The organism is Sandarakinorhabdus sp. (assembly GCF_051860625.1).
GTDB lineage: Bacteria > Pseudomonadota > Alphaproteobacteria > Sphingomonadales > Sphingomonadaceae > Sandarakinorhabdus.
The window spans coordinates 74750-96615 of record NZ_JBHYDQ010000012.1 but is presented as its reverse complement, the minus strand read 5'-3'; the positions used below and the strand labels follow the sequence as shown (position 1 = coordinate 96615).

25 protein-coding genes and 2 tRNA genes are annotated in these 21866 nt (G+C 63.8%); 13 read left to right on the top strand and 14 right to left on the bottom strand.

Annotated elements, in window-relative coordinates; genetic code table 11:
- Window positions 1–45 precede the first annotated feature (45 nt).
- Window positions 46–1098 (top strand): sugar nucleotide-binding protein, encoded by a 1053-nt coding sequence (locus ACTIEZ_RS12120; RefSeq protein ID WP_439546933.1) that lies wholly within the window; start codon window positions 46–48, stop codon window positions 1096–1098.
- Window positions 1099–1120: 22 nt separating this feature from the next.
- Window positions 1121–2899: a thiamine pyrophosphate-binding protein gene (locus ACTIEZ_RS12115; protein WP_439546932.1), complete on the top strand. Its 1779-nt coding sequence runs from the start codon at window positions 1121–1123 to the stop codon at window positions 2897–2899.
- Between the two features lies 1 nt (window position 2900).
- Here ACTIEZ_RS12115 and ACTIEZ_RS12110 read toward each other — a convergent pair whose 3' ends face one another.
- From ACTIEZ_RS12110 to ACTIEZ_RS12095, 4 genes are all read right to left on the bottom strand, one after another.
- Window positions 2901–4151, bottom strand: a complete 1251-nt coding sequence (locus tag ACTIEZ_RS12110) for a polysaccharide pyruvyl transferase family protein (protein WP_439546931.1) — start codon at window positions 4149–4151, stop codon at window positions 2901–2903.
- Window positions 4152–4217: 66 nt separating this feature from the next.
- Window positions 4218–5192, bottom strand: coding sequence for a glycosyltransferase family 2 protein (locus tag ACTIEZ_RS12105; RefSeq protein ID WP_439546930.1), 975 nt, complete (start codon window positions 5190–5192; stop codon window positions 4218–4220).
- A 54-nt stretch (window positions 5193–5246) separates the two neighbouring features.
- Window positions 5247–5338 (bottom strand) — tRNA-Ser (locus ACTIEZ_RS12100).
- 48 nt (window positions 5339–5386) lie between these two features.
- Entirely contained in the window at window positions 5387–6688 is a 1302-nt protein-coding gene (locus ACTIEZ_RS12095; RefSeq protein ID WP_439546929.1) for a UDP-glucose dehydrogenase family protein, read from the bottom strand.
- A 165-nt stretch (window positions 6689–6853) separates the two neighbouring features.
- On the opposite strand from ACTIEZ_RS12095, the gene ACTIEZ_RS12090 reads away from it, so the two are divergent.
- Window positions 6854–7471, top strand: coding sequence for a DUF1134 domain-containing protein (locus ACTIEZ_RS12090; RefSeq protein WP_439546928.1), 618 nt, complete (start codon window positions 6854–6856; stop codon window positions 7469–7471).
- Here ACTIEZ_RS12090 and ACTIEZ_RS12085 read toward each other — a convergent pair whose 3' ends face one another.
- From ACTIEZ_RS12085 to ACTIEZ_RS12075, 3 genes are all read right to left on the bottom strand, one after another.
- The gene (locus ACTIEZ_RS12085; RefSeq protein WP_439546927.1) at window positions 7472–7765 is read right to left on the bottom strand and encodes a type II toxin-antitoxin system RelE/ParE family toxin; all 294 of its coding nucleotides are present in this window, start codon (window positions 7763–7765) and stop codon (window positions 7472–7474) included. It lies immediately after the preceding gene.
- A complete protein-coding gene (locus ACTIEZ_RS12080) occupies window positions 7765–8043 on the bottom strand; it encodes a type II toxin-antitoxin system ParD family antitoxin (protein WP_439546926.1) in 279 nt (92 codons plus the stop codon). The genes ACTIEZ_RS12085 and ACTIEZ_RS12080 overlap by 1 nt, the downstream gene beginning before the upstream one ends.
- 65 nt (window positions 8044–8108) lie before the next feature.
- Complete coding sequence (locus ACTIEZ_RS12075; protein WP_439546925.1) at window positions 8109–9050, bottom strand: NAD(P)-dependent oxidoreductase; 942 nt, start codon at window positions 9048–9050, stop codon at window positions 8109–8111.
- A gap of 87 nt (window positions 9051–9137) precedes the next feature.
- On the opposite strand from ACTIEZ_RS12075, the gene ACTIEZ_RS12070 reads away from it, so the two are divergent.
- From ACTIEZ_RS12070 to ACTIEZ_RS12050, 5 genes are all read left to right on the top strand, one after another.
- The gene (locus tag ACTIEZ_RS12070) at window positions 9138–9455 is read left to right on the top strand and encodes a 2Fe-2S iron-sulfur cluster-binding protein (RefSeq protein WP_439546924.1); all 318 of its coding nucleotides are present in this window, start codon (window positions 9138–9140) and stop codon (window positions 9453–9455) included.
- Window positions 9456–9469: 14 nt separating this feature from the next.
- On the top strand, window positions 9470–10039 hold the full coding sequence (locus tag ACTIEZ_RS12065) for a Maf family protein (protein ID WP_439546962.1): 570 nt from the start codon (window positions 9470–9472) through the stop codon (window positions 10037–10039).
- On the top strand, window positions 10036–10974 hold the full coding sequence (locus ACTIEZ_RS12060) for a ribonuclease (RefSeq protein WP_439546923.1): 939 nt from the start codon (window positions 10036–10038) through the stop codon (window positions 10972–10974). Before ACTIEZ_RS12065 ends, ACTIEZ_RS12060 begins: the two co-directional genes overlap by 4 nt.
- Window positions 10958–11167 (top strand): DNA gyrase inhibitor YacG, encoded by a 210-nt coding sequence (gene yacG / locus ACTIEZ_RS12055; RefSeq protein ID WP_439546922.1) that lies wholly within the window; start codon window positions 10958–10960, stop codon window positions 11165–11167. Before ACTIEZ_RS12060 ends, yacG begins: the two co-directional genes overlap by 17 nt.
- Before the next feature lie 43 nt (window positions 11168–11210).
- Window positions 11211–11285: transfer RNA gene (locus tag ACTIEZ_RS12050), tRNA-Phe, on the top strand.
- Between the two features lie 307 nt (window positions 11286–11592).
- On the opposite strand, the gene ACTIEZ_RS12045 is transcribed toward ACTIEZ_RS12050, so the two are convergent.
- From ACTIEZ_RS12045 to ACTIEZ_RS12015, 7 genes are all read right to left on the bottom strand, one after another.
- A complete protein-coding gene (locus ACTIEZ_RS12045; RefSeq protein WP_439546961.1) occupies window positions 11593–11946 on the bottom strand; it encodes an HIRAN domain-containing protein in 354 nt (117 codons plus the stop codon).
- 393 nt (window positions 11947–12339) lie between these two features.
- Entirely contained in the window at window positions 12340–13827 is a 1488-nt protein-coding gene (locus ACTIEZ_RS12040) for a YfjI family protein (RefSeq protein WP_439546960.1), read from the bottom strand.
- A complete protein-coding gene (locus tag ACTIEZ_RS12035) occupies window positions 13827–14705 on the bottom strand; it encodes a DUF7146 domain-containing protein (protein WP_439546921.1) in 879 nt (292 codons plus the stop codon). Before ACTIEZ_RS12035 ends, ACTIEZ_RS12040 begins: the two co-directional genes overlap by 1 nt.
- Window positions 14698–15117 carry a hypothetical protein gene (locus ACTIEZ_RS12030; protein WP_439546920.1) on the bottom strand — a complete coding sequence of 140 codons (420 nt, stop codon included), beginning with the start codon at window positions 15115–15117 and terminating at the stop codon, window positions 14698–14700. The genes ACTIEZ_RS12035 and ACTIEZ_RS12030 overlap by 8 nt, the downstream gene beginning before the upstream one ends.
- 190 nt (window positions 15118–15307) lie before the next feature.
- Window positions 15308–15472: a helix-turn-helix transcriptional regulator gene (locus ACTIEZ_RS12025; RefSeq protein ID WP_439546919.1), complete on the bottom strand. Its 165-nt coding sequence runs from the start codon at window positions 15470–15472 to the stop codon at window positions 15308–15310.
- 90 nt (window positions 15473–15562) lie between these two features.
- A complete protein-coding gene (locus tag ACTIEZ_RS12020) occupies window positions 15563–16276 on the bottom strand; it encodes a hypothetical protein (protein WP_439546918.1) in 714 nt (237 codons plus the stop codon).
- The gene (locus tag ACTIEZ_RS12015; protein WP_439546917.1) at window positions 16273–17469 is read right to left on the bottom strand and encodes a tyrosine-type recombinase/integrase; all 1197 of its coding nucleotides are present in this window, start codon (window positions 17467–17469) and stop codon (window positions 16273–16275) included. Before ACTIEZ_RS12015 ends, ACTIEZ_RS12020 begins: the two co-directional genes overlap by 4 nt.
- A gap of 201 nt (window positions 17470–17670) precedes the next feature.
- On the opposite strand from ACTIEZ_RS12015, the gene ACTIEZ_RS12010 reads away from it, so the two are divergent.
- Genes ACTIEZ_RS12010 through ACTIEZ_RS11990 form a run of 5 tightly spaced genes read left to right on the top strand, consistent with a single transcriptional unit; the run spans window position 17671 to window position 21860 of the window.
- Window positions 17671–18678, top strand: coding sequence for a D-cysteine desulfhydrase (locus ACTIEZ_RS12010; protein WP_439546916.1), 1008 nt, complete (start codon window positions 17671–17673; stop codon window positions 18676–18678).
- A gap of 23 nt (window positions 18679–18701) precedes the next feature.
- Window positions 18702–19361, top strand: a complete 660-nt coding sequence (locus ACTIEZ_RS12005) for an aspartate/glutamate racemase family protein (RefSeq protein ID WP_439546915.1) — start codon at window positions 18702–18704, stop codon at window positions 19359–19361.
- Complete coding sequence (locus ACTIEZ_RS12000; protein WP_439546914.1) at window positions 19361–20473, top strand: zinc-binding dehydrogenase; 1113 nt, start codon at window positions 19361–19363, stop codon at window positions 20471–20473. The genes ACTIEZ_RS12005 and ACTIEZ_RS12000 overlap by 1 nt, the downstream gene beginning before the upstream one ends.
- A complete protein-coding gene (locus tag ACTIEZ_RS11995) occupies window positions 20473–21246 on the top strand; it encodes a prepilin peptidase (protein WP_439546913.1) in 774 nt (257 codons plus the stop codon). Before ACTIEZ_RS12000 ends, ACTIEZ_RS11995 begins: the two co-directional genes overlap by 1 nt.
- Window positions 21243–21860: a prolyl hydroxylase family protein gene (locus ACTIEZ_RS11990; RefSeq protein ID WP_439546912.1), complete on the top strand. Its 618-nt coding sequence runs from the start codon at window positions 21243–21245 to the stop codon at window positions 21858–21860. The genes ACTIEZ_RS11995 and ACTIEZ_RS11990 overlap by 4 nt, the downstream gene beginning before the upstream one ends.
- Window positions 21861–21866: the final 6 nt, after the last annotated feature.

Sequence of the window (21866 nt, the reverse complement as noted above, 5' to 3'; positions counted from 1 at the left end):
GTAAGCCCGGCTACATTGCCAGTCCAAGCGAGCTTGACGAAAACAATGACGATCCTCGTTCTTGGCGGAACCGGCGCGATGGGGGCCGCGTTGGTCCGCATCCTCGGTGATCAAGGCCATGATATGGTCGTGACGTCGCGATCCCGGCAGGGGCAGGCGGGCCCTGTGCGTTATGTCATGGGCGATGCGAAGTCCGACGCGTTCCTGCAGCCACTGCTGAACCAGCAAAAATGGTCGGCAATCGTCGATTTCATGGTCTATTCGACGGACATGTTTCGCAGCCGCGTCGGCATGCTGCTGACAGCCACCGACCAATATGTCTATCTCAGCTCCGCCCGGGTTTATGCTGCGGCTGCCGGCGCCATGACCGAGGAGTCGCCGCGGTTGCTCGATATCTGCACCGATCAGGACTATCTCGCCACCGACGAATATGCGCTGTCGAAGGCGCGGCAGGAAGATGTGGTCATGGCGGCGGGCACGAACTGGACCATCGTGCGCCCGTACATCACCTACGGCCCCGGCCGCCTGCAACTGGCAGCCTATGAAAAGGAAAACTGGCTGTTTCGCGCCATGCACGGGCGCAGCATCATGTTGTGTGATGCCGTTGGGCAGCGCCTGACCACCATGACTTCGGGCGATGCAGTGGCACAGGCCATGGCTGCGTTGCTGGGCAAGCCGGCGGCGCTGGGTGAAGTCTTTCACATCACTGGCACTTACGCCTGCACCTGGTTCGAGATCGCAGAAACCTATGCCGCGGTCGTCGGGCAGCGGCTAGGCCGGGCGCCGGCGGTGGCCAGTGTGGATTTTCAGCCCTTTCTGCAATTGCAGCGCAACAAATATCAGATCACCCAGGATCGGATGTTTGATCGGGTGTTCGATGTCAGCAAGATTTCACGGTTTCATGCCATGGCGCAACCGGCTGATCCTTTGGAGTCCCTGCGCGAGTGCCTGAACCGCTTTCTGGATGCGCCGCGCTTCGATCGTATCACCGGCTGGGACGAAGCCCGTATGGATAACTTGTCAGGCGAGCATACGCCGATTTGGCAAATACCGGGATTCAAGCAGAAACTGAGCTATATCAAGACCCGATACGCCTGACGGGATCGGGAAGGAATTGCCCATGGTTACACGCTACACGCGCGAGAAGAATGTCCAGGTGATCATCCGTGTGCTGAAGGCGCACAATATCCGCTATGTCATCGCCTCGCCGGGCAGCGCCAACACATCGTTCGTATGCAGCGTGCAGGATGATCCCTGGTTCAAGGTATTCTCTTCGGTCGATGAACGCTCGGCCGCCTACATGGCCTGCGGGTTGGCAGCGGAGACCGGCGAGGCCGTGGTGATGAGCTGCACGGGCGCCACCGCGTCGCGCAACTATGCCTCCGGCCTGACCGAAGCCTTTTACCGCAAGCTGCCGATCCTGGCGATCACCTCGACCCAGAATGTCGCCAAGATCGGGCATCATATCGCCCAGGTGGTGGATCGCAGCACCATCCAGAATGACGTTGCAAAGCTCAGCGTGACGTTGCCGATCGTCAAGGATGACGAGGATCTGTGGGAATGCGAGATCGCGGTCAACAAGGCGGTGCTGGAGCTGTTTCGCCATGGCGGCGGCCCGGCGCACATCAATCTGCAGACCACCTATGCCAAGCCCTATGATGTCGAGACCATTCCCAACTATCGCCTGATCAACCGCATCACGCCGGCCGGCGAATTTCCGGCGTTGAATGGCCGGGTGGCGGTGGCGGTGGGGTCGCACAAGCGCTGGAGCCCGGCCGAAACCGCCGCGCTGGAGCAGTTCGCGCTGGCGTTTGATGCGCCGGTGTTCTGCGATCACACCAGCGGCTATCGGGGCAAGAACCGCCTGGTGTTCGCGTTGGGCGCAGCGCAGCATATGTTCGAACGTGCCGCCTATCACCCCGATGTGCTGATCCACATTGGCGAGATCACCGGCGATTATGCCAGCATGGCGCTGAACGGCACCGCGGTGTGGCGGGTGAGCGAGGATGGCGAGATCCGCGATCTCTATCGCCGGCTGCGCCATGTGTTCGAAATGCCGGAACAAGTTTTCTTCAAACACTACGCCGCCACCAGGGCCGCCGGCGGCACCGCCCCCGGTACGGCTTACGTCGATCAGTGCCGCACCTATCTGGCCGACATGCGCGGCCGGGTGCCGGAACTGCCCTTGTCGAATATCTGGCTGGCGCAGCAGATGGCGCCGCGGCTGCCCAGCCCGGCATCCATCCATTTTGCCATCCTCAACAGCCTGCGCTCGTGGAATTTCTTCGATATTCCGGCGGGTGTATCGTCTTTCTCCAACGTCGGCGGCTTCGGCATCGATGGCTGCACGTCGGCGCTGCTGGGCGGGTCACTGGCCGATCCGGACAAGCTGCAGTTTCTTGTCACCGGCGATCTGGCGTTTTTCTATGATCTGAATGTGCTGGGCAACCGCCATGTCGGCCGCAATCTGCGTATCCTGCTGGTCAACAACGGCACCGGCACCGAGTTCAAGAATTACAACCACCATGCCGCGACGTTCCAGGATGGCGCCGATCGTTTTGTGGCGGCGCGCGGGCATTTCGGCCAGCAATCGCGGACGCTGGTGCGCGACTACGCGACCAATCTCGGCTTTGAATATCTCAGCGCGGCCAGCAAGGACGAGGCCGCCGCCTGCATCGAGCGCTTCGTGACGCCGGGCCTGACCGACAAGCCGATGATTTTCGAGGCCTTCACCGAGGAGGCGGACGAAAGCATCGCGCTGAAGGCCATGCAGAGCATCCACCAGAACCCCGGTTCGCGCGTGAAGAACATCGTGCGCCGGGTGCTGGGGCCGACCATCATCGGCGCCATCAAGGGCAATCGTGGCGGCGGCGGAGGCGGCGGGAACGCCGGCTCCTGAATCAGCGCACCAGCGCGGCCAGATCATCCAGGCTGGCGGCGACCATGACCTTTTGTTCGGCAATCGCGGCGCGGATTTCGGCGCATAGCGCATCGTGGCGGGCGAGCGCATCGGCGGCCTTGTCGGCGACCAGATCGACGATGGCGCGCCCCGCCCAGAGTTCGGGGTGGTTGGCATCGATGATCAGATCGGATCGGCCCAGCATGGTACCGATCACGCCTTCATATTTCTTGCTGTAGGCCAGCGTGATCGCCGGCTTGCCCATCTGGAAGGTGGACACCGCCGGATGCATGCGCCCGGTCACGGTGAACAGGCCGCCGCCCAGCACGAAGCGGGCGCGGGTGGCGAGGATGCGATCGGTGACGGGCACGACCCGCGCACGGGCTTCAGGTGGCAGGAGATCGAGCACGCGGGCGATGTTGACCCCTTCATCGCCGTAGATGCCGAACGTGTGGGCCAACAGGCAGATGCGTTTGCCCGCCATCGCCGGCAGCGCCAGCAACGCCTGCACGATTTCGGACCAGCGCTGATAATAGGCCGCGGCATCCCTGGTGTAATAACCATCCTTCTGCATGCCGGACACGACGACAGTGGCGTAGGTGTCGGCTTCCAGACCATATCGGGTCAACGTCTCGGCCGCGATGGCCGTGTCGTGCTGCAGCGGCAGGTCGGCATAGGCCAGGTCGCTGCCCTGGACGACATTGCGCTTCAGGCCGAATTCGTCGGCCAGATAGCGCGTGGTCCAGCGATCGCGTGGCACGATGCGCAGCGCCGGCATCAGGAAACGCGCCGCCAGCCGGTTGGGCAGCAGGGCAAACGGACCGATGGTCTGGGCGAGCAGCGCCACCGGCGCCGAGCGGGCGCGCACCCAATAGAGCGCGATGTAGCGCCAGATGTTGGGCCGATAATATTCGGAAATGTCATCGCCGCCGAGCACCACCAGCAGATCGAAATCGCGCTTGGCCTTGCTGCCGATCAATTCGCGCAGGCGCAGCAGCAGGCCGGCCGGCGTGGCGAGGCGGGGGCGCTTGGCGATATTGGCGCGTTCGATGCGCACGCGCCCGGAGTCGGGGCCATTGTCGATGCCGGTCTCGCGCAGGATTTCGGCAATGTCGGTTTCCTTGTGCAGTACCACGTCGAACTGCACCGGGCCGGGGATGCGCTTAGCCAGGCCGGCGATGGTGACCAGCCCCATCATCGCAGTGCCATAATTGTCCAGGCTGGGCAGGCCTCTCAGTTGGATGCGCGTCATAGTCTTGCCCCCTGGATGACCGTTGCTGCTGCGGCGCAGCACCCCTTACCGGGGGGGCAAGCTTAGTCAACCGCGGGGCTGTGTTCCGGGCGGCGGTGTGAGGCGAAACGGGTGCACCGTGGGCTTGATCAGGTGCAGCAACGGCGTCAGTGGCAGGCGCAGCAAATGCCCGCGGGTGTGGGCATCGGCCAGCCGGCCCATGCTGGCGAGGTAACGGCGATAGGCCTGGCGCGGATGACCCCCGGCAAAGGCGACGCGGATGCCATAGGCCGCCGCGCTGGCCATGAAGCTGCGGCGATCATCGGCGCTGCCGGCGTAACGATTGCCCTCATCATGGCGCAGCAGCCAATCGACGCCGGCCAGCACCTGGCCGACATTGCCGGTCAGGCTGTCATGGCCGGCCCGGCGCAAGGCAACCAGCACCGGCGCCGCGATCACCAGCGTCTGGCCCTCGACGCGCAGGAACAGATCGCTGTCCTCGCTGCAGCGCAGATCGGCCGGGAAGCCGCCCAGCCGGTCAAATTCATCGCGGCGGATCATGGCGTTGCAGGCGCCGAATCGCATGGCGCGGTGGCGGCGGGTGGCCGCGACGAAGCTGGGCTCGATATGGATGTCGGGCGCAGCGGGCGTCAGTGCGGCCAGTTCAGCGACGCTGGCGAAGTTGCGGCCTTGTGCAAAGCCCAATTTTGCCATTTCCGGCGCGTTTTGCAGCGCCGTGATCAGGGTTGGCAGCGTCCACGGCAGCCACAGATCATCGCTGTCCAGGCACACCAGCCAGCGCCCGCTGGCCAGCGCGGCGGCGCGGTTGCGGGCCGCACCGGGGCCGGCGTTGGCTTGGCTGTGGATGATGACCTGATCGGTGATACCCAGCGCCTCGGCCGCCGCGCGCGCGCGGGCCACCGATTGGTCCTTCGATCCATCATCAGCGATGATCAGCTCGGCCGCGTGGCCCGCCAGTCCAATGCTGGCGATGCAATCGGCGATGCACCATTCCCGATTGTACAGCGGGGTGATGATCGACAGCACGGGTGCCTCAGTCATCGCTCGCATCGTCATTCCCATCAGCGTGGCCTGGCGTTGGCGGCCAGGCGGCTTTGGCGGAGTCGGAGGGATTCGAACCCTCGGATCCAGTTACCCAGATCGGCAGTTTAGCAAACTACTGGTTTCAGCCACTCACCCACGACTCCGAGCGAGACGGCGGCTATAGCCAAGCCGGGCGGGACTTGGCAACAGGATTACCGCCCAACCGCAAGATAGGCGAACCCATGCTTTGCCATTTCGCTGGGGCGATAGATGTTGCGCAGGTCGGCAATGGCCGGGGTCTTCATCAGGCTCTTGATGCGAGCGAGATCGAGGGCGCGGAAGGCTTCCCATTCGGTCACGATGGCGGCCACATCAGCGCCTTCCAACGCTTCGTAGGGCGTGTCGAAATAGGCGACATCCTTCAGCACCAGTTGCGCCTGTTCGGTGCCTTCCGGGTCATGGGCGCGAATGGTGGCGCCGGCCTTCTGCAGCTCATCGATGATGGCGATCGACGGCGCATCGCGCATGTCGTCGGTGTTCGGCTTGAAGGTCAGGCCGATGATCGCCACCGTCTTGCCGGCCACATCACCGCCGGCCAGGCGGATCACCTTCTGGGCCATGCGGCGCTTGCGCTCCTCGTTCACTGCCGCCACGGTTTCGACGATGCGCACCGGAGAATTATAATCCTGCGCGGTCTTGATCAACGCCATCGTGTCCTTGGGGAAACAACTGCCACCATAGCCGGGGCCGGCGTGCAGGAACTTGCTGCCGATGCGGCCGTCCATGCCGATGCCGCGCGCCACATCCTGCACATTGCTGCCTACCGCCTCGCACAGATCAGCCATTTCGTTGATAAAGGTGATCTTGGTGGCCAAGAAGGCGTTGGCGGCATATTTGGTCACTTCGGCCGAGCGGCGGCCCATGAACAGCAGCGGCGACTGGTTGATGAACAGCGGACGATACAATTCGGTCATCACTTCGCGGGCGCGATCATCCTCGGTACCAACCACGATTCGGTCCGGCCGCTTGAAATCGCCGATGGCAGCGCCTTCGCGCAGGAATTCCGGGTTGGATGCCACCGCGAAATCGGCATCCGGGCGTTCTTCGCGGATGATGCGCTCCACCTCGTCACCAGTGCCGACCGGTACGGTGGATTTGTTGACGACCACCACATAGGACTTGATCGATTGCGCAATTTCGCGGGCAGCGGCATAGACGTACGAAAGGTCGGCATGGCCATCGCCGCGTCGCGATGGCGTGCCGACCGCTATGAACACGGCTTCGGCGCCTTCGATGCCGGCGGCCAGATCGGTGGTGAAGCTCAGCCGGCCGGCCTTGACGTTGCTGGCCACCAGCGTGTCGAGCCCCGGCTCATAGATCGGCATGATATTGTTGTTCAGCCGCTCGATCTTCGACGGGTCCTTGTCCACACAGACCACAGTGTGGCCGAAATCCGCAAAGCAGGCCCCCGACACGAGTCCGACATAACCTGAGCCGATCATGGCGATGCGCATTGCAAAAATTTCCCGAGGCTATTGTGAAGATTCGTCGATGGGCGTGCGGCTAGCACAGGCAAGCCGCTGGCGCTACAAGCGGAACCACGAATTCGCGCCGCAGTTCGGGTAACGCCCGGTTAACGTCGGCACAGGCACCCAGCGGCAACTTTTTCGGAGCATCACATGACAACGCGTTCACGGATTCAGGCTAAATTGCTGTTGGCGGCGGTCGTGCTGGCCATGGGTGCACCGGCTGTAGCGCAGCAAGCCGCTGCTTCGCCGCCGCCAGCCGAACCCGCACCGCCGCCCACGTCTGAGCCGGTTTATGCCGAAGACGATGTGCTGGGCGCCGCTGAGGACGTGTTCGGCAAGGGTGCCGAGGGGCTGGCGGAGATCGTGCGCAAGACCTTCAAGGATCGCGGCCAGCCCAACGCCTATATCGTCGGCCGCGAGGTGAGCGGCGCCATCGTTATCGGCGTGCGGTACGGCAGCGGCACGCTGCATCACAAGATCGAAGGTGAGCGCAAGGTGCATTGGACGGGGCCATCGGTCGGCTTTGATTTCGGCGGCGACGGATCAAAGGTGTTCGCGCTGGTTTATAATCTCAACGACACCGAGGAATTGTTTCAGCGGTTCCCGGCTGCAGAGGGCAAGGCCTATCTGATCGGTGGCTTCACCGCCAATTACATGCAGAGCGACAATATCGTGATCGTGCCGATCAAGCTGGGCGTCGGCGCCCGCCTCGGCCTCAATGCAGGCTATATGAAGTTCAGCAAGAAGGGCCGGGTGCTGCCATTCTGATCAATCGCCAAATGACAATGCGCCAATGTCTCTGGCGCCGTGGATGACCCGGACAAGCTCGATTCCGTCTGAAACCACAGCATGAAACAGCACATAACGGCCGACCACAAACGAGCGCAGCGCTTGCCCGAGCTCAGGCCGCGGCGAGCCTGCAAATGGATTGTCCGCCAACATTTGCAAGGCCGCATCAAAGCGATCGAGAAGTCTATCCGCTGCGTCCGGGTTGTCCGCTGCGACATGCCGCCAGATGTCGAGCAAGTCTTTCTCTGCAGCCGGTCTCAGCCGGACAGGCATCAGCCTTCAGTCTTGCTTTGGAACTCGCGTTCGTATTGTGCTCGTGCTTGGGCCTTAATGGCTGCCACGTCGAACAGGCTGGCTGGCCCGCTATCCAGACCGCGCTGGATTTCGGCACGCAAGGCCTCTAACTTCAATCTGTCGAGGCGTTGGCGATCCTGCAGCAGGCGGAGCGCCTCGCGAACGACTTCGCTCGAAGATTGGTAGCGACCTTCGGTCACCGACTCCCGGACGAAGCGGTCCAGTTCAGGGGAAAGCGAGACGTTCATCGCCGCCATGATCAGTACCTTTCAGGTATTAAATACCATGAGAGGCGGCCAATGTCAAAAATTGACATTGCGCTCTACAGCGCCCCCAGCAACGGCTCGCCGGCAGCCACGCGCCGGATATTCTCCATCAGCCGCTCCATGATGCGCCGGTTGATGTCGGGGTTGCTCCACGACACATGCGGGGTGATGCGGCAACGGGCGTGGGCCTGCAACGGATGGCCGGGCGGCAGTGGCTCGGGATCGGTGACGTCCAGGCTGGCCCACAGCCGGCCCTTGTCCAGTTCGGCCAGCAGCGCATCCTGATCGATCAGGCCGCCGCGCCCGACATTGACGATATGGGCCTGCGGTTGCATGCGCGCCAGCCGGTCCGCGTTCAGCAGATGCTGGGTTTCCGGCGTGATCGGCGCGGCCAGCACCAGATGATCGGCGCGCGCCACCACTTCGTCCAGCGGCACCACTTTGATCCACGGTTCTGGCGAAGGTGCGTTGCTGCCGCGTGAGGCGATGATGGTCATGCCGAAGGCGTGGCCATAATGCGCCACCTGGGTTGCGATATTGCCCAGCCCAACCAACCCCAGCGTGCGGCCGTGCAGCGTGGCCAGCGGCTGGCCGACAAAGTTGTTGCGTTCCGGCCATGCGTCACCGGGTTTCAGGGTAACGGTGGCCAGTTGCTTGGCATGGGCCAGCATCACCGCCAGCGCATATTCGGCGATCGGAATGGCTGTGGTGCCCGATGCGCTGGCTACGGCGGGTGCTTCGAACAACCAGTCCGGATAGTCATCCGCGCCGGCGCTTGCCAGTTGCACGAGCTTCACTTCGCCCGGCCAACCCGCCGGCCGCGGCGCTGCCATGGCCCGCGCGCGATCATCGCCTTCGCCATGCAGCACGAACAGCACATCGACATCGGTCGGCAGGTCCCAACGGCTGTCCTGCGGCACGTGGCTGGCCGCGGTCACGCCGGGCAGGCCAGCCAGCATTGCCGACATCGGCGGCGCGAATTGATGTGCGATACGCATATTCTCTCCCCTTTCTCCTTCCCCTAGCGGCAAGCGCGCCTGCCCGCTACAGGGGCACGGGTTCCCCATTTGCCAAAGAAGGTTGCCATGGCCAGCATCACGATTACCACCCGCAGCGGCGAAGAGCGCGTGCTGCCCGCACAAGCCGGCATGACCGTGATGGAGATCATCAAGGACGCCGGCATCGACGAATTGCTGGCGCTGTGTGGCGGCTGTTGTTCCTGCGCCACCTGCCATGTCCATGTCGCCGATGCCGACATGGCGCGGGTCGGCCCGACCAATGCCGATGAGGCCGATCTGCTCGATTCGTCGGATCACAATCAACCGAACAGCCGGCTGTCGTGCCAGATCCCGTTCACGGCCGCGCTGGATGGCCTGCGCGTCACCATCGCGCCGGAGGATTGATCCTGGCAGTGACTATCAAGCTGGTGCTGGCATCAGCCAGCCCGCGCCGGCTCGATCTGCTGGCCCGGCTGGGGCTGGTGCCGACGAGCGTTGATCCCGCCGATATCGACGAAACGCCGGGCAGGACCGAACTGCCGCGCGATCACGCACCTCGGCTGGCGCGGGACAAAGCGCTGGCGGTGGCGCCGCGCCATGCCGGCCACATCGTGCTGGCAGCGGACACGGTGGTCGCCGTGGGTCGCCGCATCCTGCCAAAGGCCGAAGACGATGCCACGGCGCGGGCCTGCTTGGCGCTGCTTTCGGGCCGCAGGCACCGGGTGCTGACGGCGGTGGCGGTAATCGATGCCGGCGGGCAACTGCGCGAACGGCTGAGCGAATCGGTGGTGACATTTCAGCGGTTGACGGTGGCGGATATCGATTGGCTGATCGCGCGCGGTGATTGGCAGGGCAAGGCCGGCGGCTATGCCATCCAGGGTGCCGCCGAAGCCTTTGTGCGAAGCCTGGCGGGGAGTTTTTCAGGCGTCGTCGGCCTGCCGCTGAACGAAACGCGGTTGCTGCTGGCGGCAAGTGGTTGGCGGCCGTGACCACCTTGATCGAGACCGCCCCCGGCGCGACACGCGCACTGGTGCTGGCGGGGGATACGGTGTTCGAGGCGCATCTGCGCCGCAGCGATGTGGCGTTGCCGTGGGGTCTGATTGCGACAACGCGGCTGGTGCGGCGCGAGGCTGGGCAAGCCGTGGTGCAGGCGGCCGGCGAAGAAGCGCTGTTGGCACCGGTGCCAGCGGATTGGCATCAGGGCCAGTCGCGGCTGGCCAAAGTGGTTCGCGAAGCCCGCAGCGATGGCGCGCGGGACAAGCAGGCGCGGTTGGTGGCGCATGAAGGCCCGGCGCAAGCGGCGCCTTGGCTGATCGACCTGTTTCCCGACCATGAAATGATTTCGCCGTTTGGGCCCGATCTGTTGGCCGAAGCCGGCTGGGATGCCGTGATGGAGGAGGCAATCACCGGCGTGGTCGATTTTCCCGGCGGCCGCCTGTTGATGGCGCCGACGCCGGGGATGCTGGTGATCGATGTCGATGGCGCCGGCGATCCGGGCCGACTCGCTGCAGCTGCAGCGCACGCGGTTGCTGCAACCATCCGCCGCCATGGCATCGGCGGGCCTCTGGTGGTGGATTTCCCTTCGCTGGGCGGCCGGGCAGCACGGGCGGCGGTCGATGCGCTGCTGGCCGAACATCTGCCGGCGCCGTTTGAAAAGACCGCGATGAACGGTTTTGGCCTGGTGCAGATCATTCGGCCGCGCGGGCGGCTGTCGCTGCTGGAGGAGGCGCGGCGGCCGGGTTTCGCCGCGCTGGAACTGCTGCGCCGCGCCATGCGCCTGACCGGCGCGGTGACGATCACCGGGCCGGCCGCGGTGCATGATTGGCTGAGCGCGCGGCCGGCATTGACCGCTGAACTGGCCCGGCTGACCGGCGGCCGCGTGGCCCTGCAAAGAGGAGACATCGCCCATGTCCAGCAAGGCTGATTCGGGGTCAAGGCCATGTGTCTATTGCCGCAAGCAGCCAGCAGCGGCGCCGTTCCGGCCCTTCTGCTCGGAAGGCTGCCGCAGCCGCGACCTCAACGCCTGGCTGTCTGATGCCTATGTCATCCCCGGCAAGACCGGCGAGGATGAACTTTCTGACGTGTCGGCGCTGGACAACGGCGAAGAGGCTGGCTAATTGCCGTCCTCCCACGCTGGCTTAGCTGCCGCGCGCATCGTGGGCCCGGGTAGCTCAGGGGTAGAGCAGGGGATTGAAAATCCCCGTGTCGGTGGTTCAAATCCGCCCCCGGGCACCATTTATTTTTGCTAATTTGTTGAAAACACAAGTAAAATGCCAAGGGGCGTGTTTTCGCATCCCCCCAAATATCCACCTTTTGCCCTTTGATAGGCAGCAATTGGCAGCCTCTGCGGCTGGGCACCGGGGGGCCGCTTTTTCTTTGGACGCAAGAAGCCGGAAACCGGGGGATTCCCGCCGAGATATAGCAAACACAGTTTTTCCGGCTCAATGTGTATTGCTATTGCAACACGCCTCACGCGCGCGCGTCGCGCGCGCGAAGTGCCAGGGTCGAAGTTTCAATTGTGGATGGGCGAAGTTTGGAGCCGTCACGGTTTCCGATTTGAAAAGCCGCAGAGATTCCGGTCCCCCCGTTGCGTAGCCGATCGCCGGCCACCACCCGCCGCATACGTCAGTTGGAGCGGCCAGACCAAATCCAGTTTGACGCCATAATGGCCTTCAGGGTCGTCATCCTTTGCATCAGATCGAAGCCATCCACCCACTATCATTGCCTTGCACTTTACTGATGCACCTGATGCGCCCAATTCGTTCACTTGTTTTTGAAAACGAACCGCCGCTGATCGGTCGAGATAGCCCACAGTCGAGCGCCTGATTACTACAGCGACCGCGTTCCGATCATGCCGGTTGTTTGGTTCCGGCTTTAGAGTCGCTTCGCAATCAATAGAGTGACCGGCTTCCTTTTTGCCACCGCATATTGCGCCCAGTGCTTTTTGATAAAATTATTCTCCGACTACATCTTGGCTAAAATTCCCATCACCGCGCAGAAAGACCGGGGCTTTGTTGGGCTGCGGCTTTGCCTTTTCTTCTGGCGCAGCGGTTGAACCCAGAAGTTTGCTGAACCATCCCATCAGTTTGCTCCGTCCAATGCCCGATAAGCAAGCTGATCGAGTTTTCTACCAATCGCAAGTTGAAGCTGTGCTGGATACGTTCATGAAGCGACACACCGGAGATGCACCAGCACCGATAGGGAGTTTCAGCGCACAAAAGACAAAACCGGCAAAACCCGACAAAACCCGTTGCGCGGGTTCGATCGAGCCTTGCCGGCTTCGTTGCCGTCATCCCTTGGCCAGCAGAGCCGGGTTGACAATGAACAGGCGCGACGGCCTGCCGCCTTGTGGCTTTGCGGGTTGTTCCACCGATCGGATGCAATCAGCGTCTTCCAGCAGCGACAGCGCGGGATCAAGTTCGGCAGCGGTTGCCAGCCCGGCCCGTTCCAGCTTCATCGCCTGCCGTGTCGTGAAGCTTTCCCAGCCCATTTTGCGGATCGTCGCCACCAGCCGCCGCGCCGATCGTTCGGCCTGCGGCACGGCAGCATCGGCATATGCGCGCCGCGCCATCGGCAACACATAGTTGCCCACCAGTTCAGCAGCGCGCTTGAAGTGATCGGCGTCCACTTCGTGCGGAAGTTGACCGTCTTCCGCCGCCCAGTCGAGACAGGCCAGCACCAGCGACAACCGCGCGGCAAGCCCCGGGAGCTTGCCGATGAATGACAGCAGCAGCCCTTCCGCTTCGTCTTCCCAGCCCCGCACGGCCAGCCGGAAGTCATCCATCAGCGCCTGCGCGTCAGCCGTCAGGGGGACAAACATCGGCTTATGCCCGCCGTGTTCATCAGTCATCAGATCGAGCTTTAACAGCCTTTCCAGCGTCCTTTCCAGCAGGGCTTCATCGGTCCACCTGCCGGGGCGTTTCAGCGCCACCGGGTTCGGCCAGATCGGCATGAACCGCGCCAGCAGCCCGTCATCATCGGCTTTGAACAGCAGCGACTTAAGCCGATCGGGTTGGATGCTACCAACCACGCCAACCGTAAGCCGATCGATGGTCAGGGGTTCGCGGCCTATCCGTTCCACTGTGAAGCCGCGCCCGCCCCAAGCTTCCAGCCAGAACGGACGATCGCTGCCGGCACTGTAACGCGACATCCCTTCCAGCCAGCCCGCAATTTCATCACGGCATTGCAGTGGGCCGCGCGGCTGCCGATCAATTATCACGGCCAGGGCTTCGATTGTGCAGTCAGTGACGATCAAGCGCGGTTCATGTGGCTTCTGCCCCGCCTCACAGTTCGCCGGCCTTACCGGGTGCGTGTCGCCGGCCTTGATTGCAGCAGTGACTGATGCCTTCCATTCCTTTTCGGCCAGCGCCGCGACTTCTGCCCGTTCCTTCCATGCGGCCAGATCGTCTTTGGCTTTCGCACGCAGCGGGCGCTCCAGCTTGCGCAGCGGCTGAATCACAGCATCCAAGGCGGGGCTTTTGCCAGCACTAGGCAGCCCGACACACATTGTCCAAACGATTGGCGGTTCCTCCCAGCCGTCCCACACCCGCACCCATCGGGCATTGCCGATTGTCGCGCCGGCAACGGACAGCAGCCCGCCCAGCACGTAATCAGGGGGTGCGCCTTTTGCGTCGGCAGCTTCCACCACCCACCGAGACAGGCCCGGCCCCAAGGTTTCCGCCAGCGGCAAACGGGGGGCAGGCGGCACACTGGCGCGCAGAAAGCGTGAAGCCGGTTCCGGCCAAACAGGTTCAAAGGGGGTTTCTTGCGCGTGCATCATGCCGCGTCCTTTCGGTTCAAAATGTCATTGAAGTCTGCACCGTCGCCGGGATCGATCGTGGCCACCGTCCACCGCAGCGCGTGCGCCCGATCGGCCAGTGCCAGGGCGGCAGCGCGGCCCGGTTCATCACCATCACCGGCAATCGTCAGCCGGCCCGGTTGCGGCGGCAGGCGAAGCCCGCGCAGGCCCGATGTGGACAGCGCAGCCCAGACCGTCGCCGGCCCCGTCAGAAGCCCGCACAGCAGCGACAGACAGCTTTCTATGCCTTCACCCACCACCTGCCGACTGCCGCCGCCAGAAAGCCGCACAGCGCCACCGGCAACCGCGCCCAGCATGGCCTTCGCGGGTTCCACCGCAGCCTTGCCGCTGCCGTCATCACGAAGCCACGTGCGATGCACAGCAAAGCCGTCGCCGCCTTCCACCAGCGCCACCATCGCCGGCAGGCGAATAGCGGCTGGGCCATGCCAACAGGCGGGATGGAAGCGCAGGGTTGCCGGCAACAGACAGGTGATGCCCCGGCTGCGCAGATAGGTTTCGGCCAGGGTGCCGCCGATCGGCTGCGCGTCCGTCCAAAGCGCGCGGGCTTGGCGTTCCCGTTTGGCAGCATCGGCGCGGCGTTCGGCTGCGCGCCGGGCTGTGATCGCCGGATCAGGCAGGCGATAGCTGCCGGGGCGGATGCCTGCCGCCGCCAGAATGTCACGGAAGCCACAACCGGCTTTCTTGCAGTGCAGCAGCAGACCAGACGCGCCATCGGCCAGCGTCAGCGCGCCTTGATCGCGGCGACGATCAGACTGGCAAACTGGGCATGGCGCGGTGCCGTAGCTGCCATGCCAGCGCCCGCCCAGCCGCAAAGCCAGAGCGTGTGCATCATGCATGTTCGCCTCCATGCCGCGTGTGCAGATCGGCCAGATATTGCTTCTGTGCCGACGTCAGTCGCCGCCCAGATGCCAACAGGTGCCGCACGTTCGCCACGAAGTCGCGCTGCCTGTCTGTCAGCCGCTCCAAAGCGTATTTATCGAGCCAGTCAGCCATCGCGCGCAGCGGTGCGTTGCCTGCTGCAAAGCCATCACCAGCCGGCCCGCGCTGCCACGGTGGCGGTTCATGTCGCGGTTGCGACTGGGCCGATGCCATCAGGCCTTTGGCCAGATCGTGCCAATCCATGCCGGCCCGATCGAGCGTGCGCCCAATCGCGGCGACAGTCGCCACCACTTCGCCGGCAACCGGGGATGACAGCATCGGCACCAGCCGGCCCAGCTTCACGCCAATGTCAGGGGATAGATCACCCATCGGTGCCGCCTCCCCAGATAAGCGCCGCCAGCGTGAAGGCTGTTGCGCCGGCCAATCCCAGCCCGCGCAGTTTCGCCAGCCGCACAGCACAAGCGTTGCCGTTCCGCGTGTCGTATGCTACCAACACACTGCCCGCCTGCCCCGGTTGCGCCGTCCTGCGCACCGGGGCTTTCTTTTGCCCGCCCATCGATCAGGCGGCCTGTTCGCGCATTGCGGCCAGATGGGCGTCCACCACATCAGACGGCCAATAGACGCGCCGGCCCAGCTTGATGGGCTTCGGGAGCCGCCCAGCGGCCAGATCGCTTGCAATGGAAGAGCGCGAGCGCCCACCCAGCTTCTTGCCCAGTTCTTTCATCGTGAGATACGTTTGCACCGTCCGTCCTTTCTTTGCTTGGGACGGTGCAACGTCGCTTAATCGGACCGAGTAGAATAATGGAGCCAAACCCTATTTTTCGGGGGGGTTGTCTCCAGCGCGTCTTGAGATGGCTTCTTTCGCTTGTGAGGGTGCGCTATCTTTCATTCCCAGCGCGCGGAACACAGCAGCGAGAAAGTCAACGAACGGCCCGCCATCCACATCTTTGTAAGCATCCCACGTGCGGGCTGCCCGGCGGCCTGTTAGTTGCTCAAATGATCGCAAAGCCATATCCGCGACCTGTGCAGCGGCCTGCTTGTTTTTGCTGCCAGGTTGCGCGCGCTGCGAAGGGGCGTCCAAAAAAGCGACGTGCGCCAGATTGGCCAATGCCCGGACGGTATCAGCCACTTGCAAAGGGTGCAAAGCGTTCGGCTGGGGATCAGTCACCGCTGCTTGCTCCAACGCCGCCAATGTGTCGCCGTGCGTTTGTTGCAGTAGCTGATGCAGCTTTGCAGCCGCATCCCTTATCGCTTCTGCCTCTTTCTTGATGCCGTCTTTCTTTCGGGTTCTGTTTGCCATGGCAAGACGGTTCACCAGCGCGAAGCCCGCCGTGTTGGAAAGGCTGAAAGCATGTTGTTCCAGCGTAATTTCACCCGGCTCAAATTCGCGCAGCGGCAAGGCACGCATAGCTTCCAATATCTCTCGGGTGACACGCTCCCAGTATTGTTTCTCTGCAGCCACCTTCGCGAGTGTCGCAACAGGGGTTTTGTCCGTTTTGTCGGTTTTGTCGGCGGGGGGCACAGTCATTTTGCAGCCGCCACCAGCCGCACAACCGCACCGCTGCCACCCGTCACATGATCGGCCCAGCGTTCAATCAGCACGTGGCGTTGTTCAAGAAAGTCAGTGCGCCGATAGGCCCTCACAACAGAACCATCCACCGTATGCGCCAGCATCGCTTCGGCTTGTTCATGGGGTGCATCGGTAGCTTCGGCCAGCCACACGCGAAGGCTTGAACGGAAACCGTGCGGGCGTTCTGCCATGCCGCGCCGCTCCATCAGGCGGGACATTGTGGCGTCGGATATCACCCCTTTGCGAACGGACGGAAAAAGCCAGCCGTCACGGGCAAACGGTTTCGCCAAATCGATCACGCGCAAGGCTTCGGCAGACAGCGGCACCCGAAAAGCATCGGTTGCGCCTTTGCGGCCCTTCATGCCGTCGCCGGGGATCGTCCAAACATCGCCTTCGATTTGTTCCAAGCGCAGATGCCGCAGTGGCCCCGATCGCACTCCGGTTAAGATCAGCAGCCGCAGCGCAAGGTGTGTCAGTGTCGGTTCTGCAAGGCTGGCATAGAAGCCGGGCACATCGGCCCAGGGCATTGCCGGGATATGTTCCGGCTTGTGGCGTGTCTTGCCCAGCAGCGCCCGGGCTTTTTCCACCGCCTGCAAGTCCACTTCCAGCCCGAGTGCCGCAGCGTGTTTCAGGACAATCGCAATTCGGTTGGCAGCCTTGCGTGCGGCTTCGGCCTTCGTGTGCCAGATCGGGGCCAGCACGTCGCGGATATCGCGCTGGTCGATATCAGTAACCGGCACCTTGCCCAGCTTGGGCAGGACGTGAACAGAAAGGGGGGACAGCCAGCGCCCCGCCTTGCCGTCGCCTTTCAATTCGGCTTTGCGCGCTTCAAAAGCATCAGCCGTAATCACGGCCAAGCTGATATCCTCCCGCCGCGCTGCCCGGGCTTCGGCTTCGCGTTCCTTCACCGGATCACGGCCCGCCGCTGCTACAGCCCGCCACCGATCAGCTTGCTTGCGGGCTTCGGCCAAGCCCAGCGACGGATAGCCGCCCAGGCCCATTTCACGCCGTCTGCCGTAAACAGTCGTGCGTAGCACCCATTGCGCGCCGCCATTATCCCGCTTCACCAGCCACAGCCCGCCGCCGTCGCAGTGTTTGCCAGCCTTTGCAGCCTTGATGCCAGCAGCAGATAATCTGTTCGTTGCCCGCATTTTTCCATCCACCCAAATATCCACCTTTCATAGCTGGGTATCGTTGGGCAAAGCAATGCTTACTTAAGCATCGCGGCTGTTATATTTCAGGCGGTTGAGTGAATGTTGGGCATAGAAAACCCATCTAAATCAATAGTGCTGTGCCGCCCCCGGGCACCATTTTGCTTTTCTTGGCATCATCGTTGCGCCATTGCGCTCGGTATGAACCTCGCTCGTTTCCCCCGCCGTCGTTACACCCCCGGCTTCACGCCGCTCGAACGGATCCCGCGCCTGTCGGTAGCGCTGGGCGGGGCGGAATTGTGGATCAAGCGCGACGATCTGCTCGGCCTCGCCGGCGGCGGCAACAAGACGCGCAAGCTGGAATTTCTGGTGGCCGATGCGCTGGCCAAGGGTGCTGACACGCTGATCACGGTGGGGGCGCCGCAGAGCAATCATTGCCGGCTGACTCTCGCGGTGGCGGCCAGGGAAGGCCTGCAGTGCCGGCTGGTGATCGAGGAACGGGTGCCGGGCAGCTATGCGGCGGATGCCCTTGGCAACAATCTGCTGTTCGATCTGATGGGTGCCAGCAGCGTGCGCATGGTCAAGGCCGGCGCCGATCTGGCCGCCGAAATGGCCGCTGATGCGGCGGCGGTGACGGCGGCGGGCGGGCGGCCTTATGTGATCGTGGGTGGCGGATCGTCGCCGCTGGGCGCACTCGGCTATGCGGCGTGCGCGCAGGAAATCATGGATCAGGCGTTCGACATGGGCGTCGCGTTCGATCGCATCGTGGTGGCATCGGGCAGTGCTGGCACCCACAGCGGCCTGATCGCCGGTCTGGTGGCTTTGAATGCCGGCATTCCGGTAACGGGTATAAACGTGCGCCGCGCGCGCGCCGAACAGGAAGCCAATGTGCTGAAGCTGGCGCAGGCCACGGCCGATCTGATCGGTACCCCGCAGCCGGTTGCCGCCGATATTGTCTGCCTGGATGAATGGGTTGGCCCCGGCTATTCCCTGCCAACCCGGGAAATGGTGGCGGCGGTGCGGCTGCTGGCAGCGCAAGAGGGCGTGCTGCTCGATCCGGTGTACAGCGGCAAGGCGATGGCCGGGCTGATCGGCTTGGTGCGTGATGGCCGCATTGGCACCAACGAACGCGTGCTGTTCCTGCACACCGGCGGTTCACCCAGCCTGTCGGCCTTTGGCCAGGTGTTGCGCGATCCTGCCTTGAACTGATGCCGGCATTCCGCACCATTGGCATGATCGGTGGCATGGGCCCGGCGGCGACGGCGGATTTCCTCGCGCGCCTGGTCGCCGGCGTGGCAGCGGGTAGTGACATCGATCATCCGCGCGTGCTGATCGACAGCAATCCGCATGTGCCGGATCGCAATGCGGCAGCGCGCGGCGAAGGCCCGTCGCCCGGCCCGGTGTTGGCCGCAATGGCGCAGGGGCTGGTCGAGCAGGGCGCGCAGATTTTGGCAATGCCGTGCAATGCGGCCCATGGCTGGGCGGAGGCGATCAATGCTGGTGTGCCCTTCGTGTCGATGATTGACGCCGCATTGGCCGAAGCGTTGGCGCACCGCCCGCGCGCCATTGGCGTGTTGGCGGTGGGGGCCACCCTGGCACTTGATCTTTATGGTCGCGCCAGCCCGGTGTCGGTGCTCGCCGGCGATCTGGCGGTGGTGCAGCCGGCCGTGAACGCAATCAAGGCTGGCGACCGCAGCGATGCCACACGTGCGGCATTGGCTGGTTCTGCGGCGCAGTTGGTGGCCGCTGGTGCTGAAGTAATCATTGCTGCCTGCACCGAAGTGCCTTTGCTCTTGCGTCAGGCCGATGTGACGGTGCCGCTGATCGATTCGACCGCTGCACTGGCCCGTGCGACATTGGCGGCTGCGGTATTGACCGATAGGGATAGGTAATGACCCAGACCACCGCTGCCGTGCTCGACGCCATGGGCGCCGTCCGCCCCTATGCCACGTCGCGGCCGTTGCGGCTGGCAACCCTCGAACTTGCGCCGCCCGGCCCTGGCGAATTGCTGGTCCGCATCGAAGCGGCAGGCCTGTGCCACAGCGATCTTTCGGTGGTGAACGCCGATCGCCCGCGTCCGCTGCCGATGGCGCTGGGCCATGAAGCGGTGGCGCGCGTCGAGGTGGCCGGGCCTGGTACCCGGTTGGGGCCGGGTGCGCGCGTGGTGATGGCCTTCCTGCCGGCGTGTGGGCACTGCACCGCCTGCCATAGCGGCGAATCCTGGCTGTGCCCCAATGGCGCTGCGGCCAATGGCAAGGGCGAGCTGCTCGGCGGTGGCTTTCGCCTGTCGGAATGCGGCGCGCATGTGCACCACCATCTCGGCCTGTCGGCCTTTGCCAGCCATGCCGTGATCGATGAACGCAGCTGTGTGGTGATCGACGATGACATCCCGGCCGAAATCGCTGCCTTGTTTGGCTGCGCGGTGCTGACGGGCGTTGGTGCAGTGTTCAATTCGGCTGTGGTGCGCCCCGGCGAGAGCGTAGCCGTCTGGGGCTTGGGCGGGGTTGGTCTGGCAGCGTTGATGGGTGCGGTTGCGGCCGGCGCCGAACCGGTGATCGCCATTGATCCGGTGGCCGAAAAGCGCGCGCTGGCGCTGGAACTGGGCGCGCGGGCGGCCGTGGCACCCGAAGACGCCGCAGCGGCGTTTGCCGACCTTGGCGCGCCGCGCGTGGCCATCGAAAGCGTCGGTAGCGGCAAGGTGCTGGCCGAAGCCTTCCGCACAGCCGCCCGCGGTGGACGCATCGTGACGGTCGGCCTGCCCAATCCGGCCGATCCCTTCACGATTCCCGCGGTCCAGCCAGTGGCTGAGGCCAAGATGTTGATTGGCAGCTATATGGGCTCGGCGGTGCCGGCGCGCGACATCCCGCGGTATATCGCGCTGTGGCGGGCCGGGCGGTTGCCGGTGGAGCGGCTGTTGTCGGGCGTGCGGCCGTTGGCCGAGATCAACGACGCGCTGGATGCGCTGGCCAGCGGCCAGGCGGTGCGGCAGATCTTGGTGCCCTGATGGATGCCACTTCGTGGGCATGCGTCGGTGGTCTGCTGGGGTTGCTCGTGGGCAGCTTCCTTGCTCTGGTTACATGGCGTTGGCCACGTGGGGAGACTATCACTGGGCGTTCGCGTTGCGATGGTTGCGGTGTGCAATTGCGGGCTTGGGAATTGCTGCCCCTGCTGTCCTTCGCGATGCAGCGTGGCCGCTGCCGGCAGTGCGGCAGCAGCATCGCAGCGCGCCATCCGGTGATCGAAGTGGCTGCTGCTGCCGTTGGTGCAACGGTTTTCGGCCATTGGGCACCATCAGGCGGGTTGGCCGTGGCTTTGACCGTGGCCGTGGTTGGTTGGTGGCTGCTCACCCTGATCCTGCTTGATGTTGAGCACCAGTGGCTCCCCGATGCGCTCACCTTGCCAGGCATAGGGCTGGCGCTGCTGGTGCCGTCATCCTGGCCGGGTTTTCCAGCATTGGAATGGCGATTATGGGGCGCCGCGCTGGGCTTTGTCGTGCTCTGGTCGATCGGTTATGCTTATCGGCGTCTGCGCGGGCGTGACGGTTTGGGCGGTGGTGATCCCAAATTGCTGGCTGGATTGGGCGCGCTGTTCGGCGCCTGGGTGCTGCCGTTGCTGGTTACCGGCGCGGCGGCGCTGGGGTTGCTGCTGGCCGGTTGGGACAGGGTGCGCGGCCGGGTGGTCACGACCACAACGCGGCTGCCTTTGGGTGCGCTGCTGGCTGGGATGGGTCTGGTGCTGCTGGGGATGGGACCGGGATGGCAGGATATGATCCGATGAGCAATTTTGCCGGGGCGCAACGCCTGCCCGACAAGCGGGTCGAGCTGTTCCAGAAAAAGAAATTCCTGTCGGCCGATGAATGCGCCGGCTTGATCGCATTGATCGATGTGCACCGCCGGCCGTCGACCATCACTGATGCCTATGGCGCATCATCCGATTTTCGCACCAGCGAGACGGCCGATCTGCCGCGCGATGACGCATTGGTGGGCGCGGTCTATCGCCGGTTGGCGGACTATGCCGGCCTGCCGCTGGCGCATGCCGAAACCCTGCAGGGGCAGCGTTATGCGCCAGGCCAGCAGTTCCAGATGCACACTGATTATTTCGAGCCGACCGGCCTCGATTTTTTCCCGCATACCGAAGACGGCGGCCAGCGCACCTGGACCCTGATGGTCTATCTGAACGAGCCGGGCGCTGGCGGCGCCACGCGGTTCCAGCATCTGAACAAATTGTTCCAGCCGGAAACCGGCAAATTATTGGCCTGGAACAATCGTCTGGTCGATGGCGGCTGCAACAGCCACACGCTGCATGCCGGCCTCCCGGTACGCAGCGGGACCAAATATATCATCACCGCCTGGTTCCGCGATCGACCGCGCAGCTACCAACCGGTGATCTGAACGCAA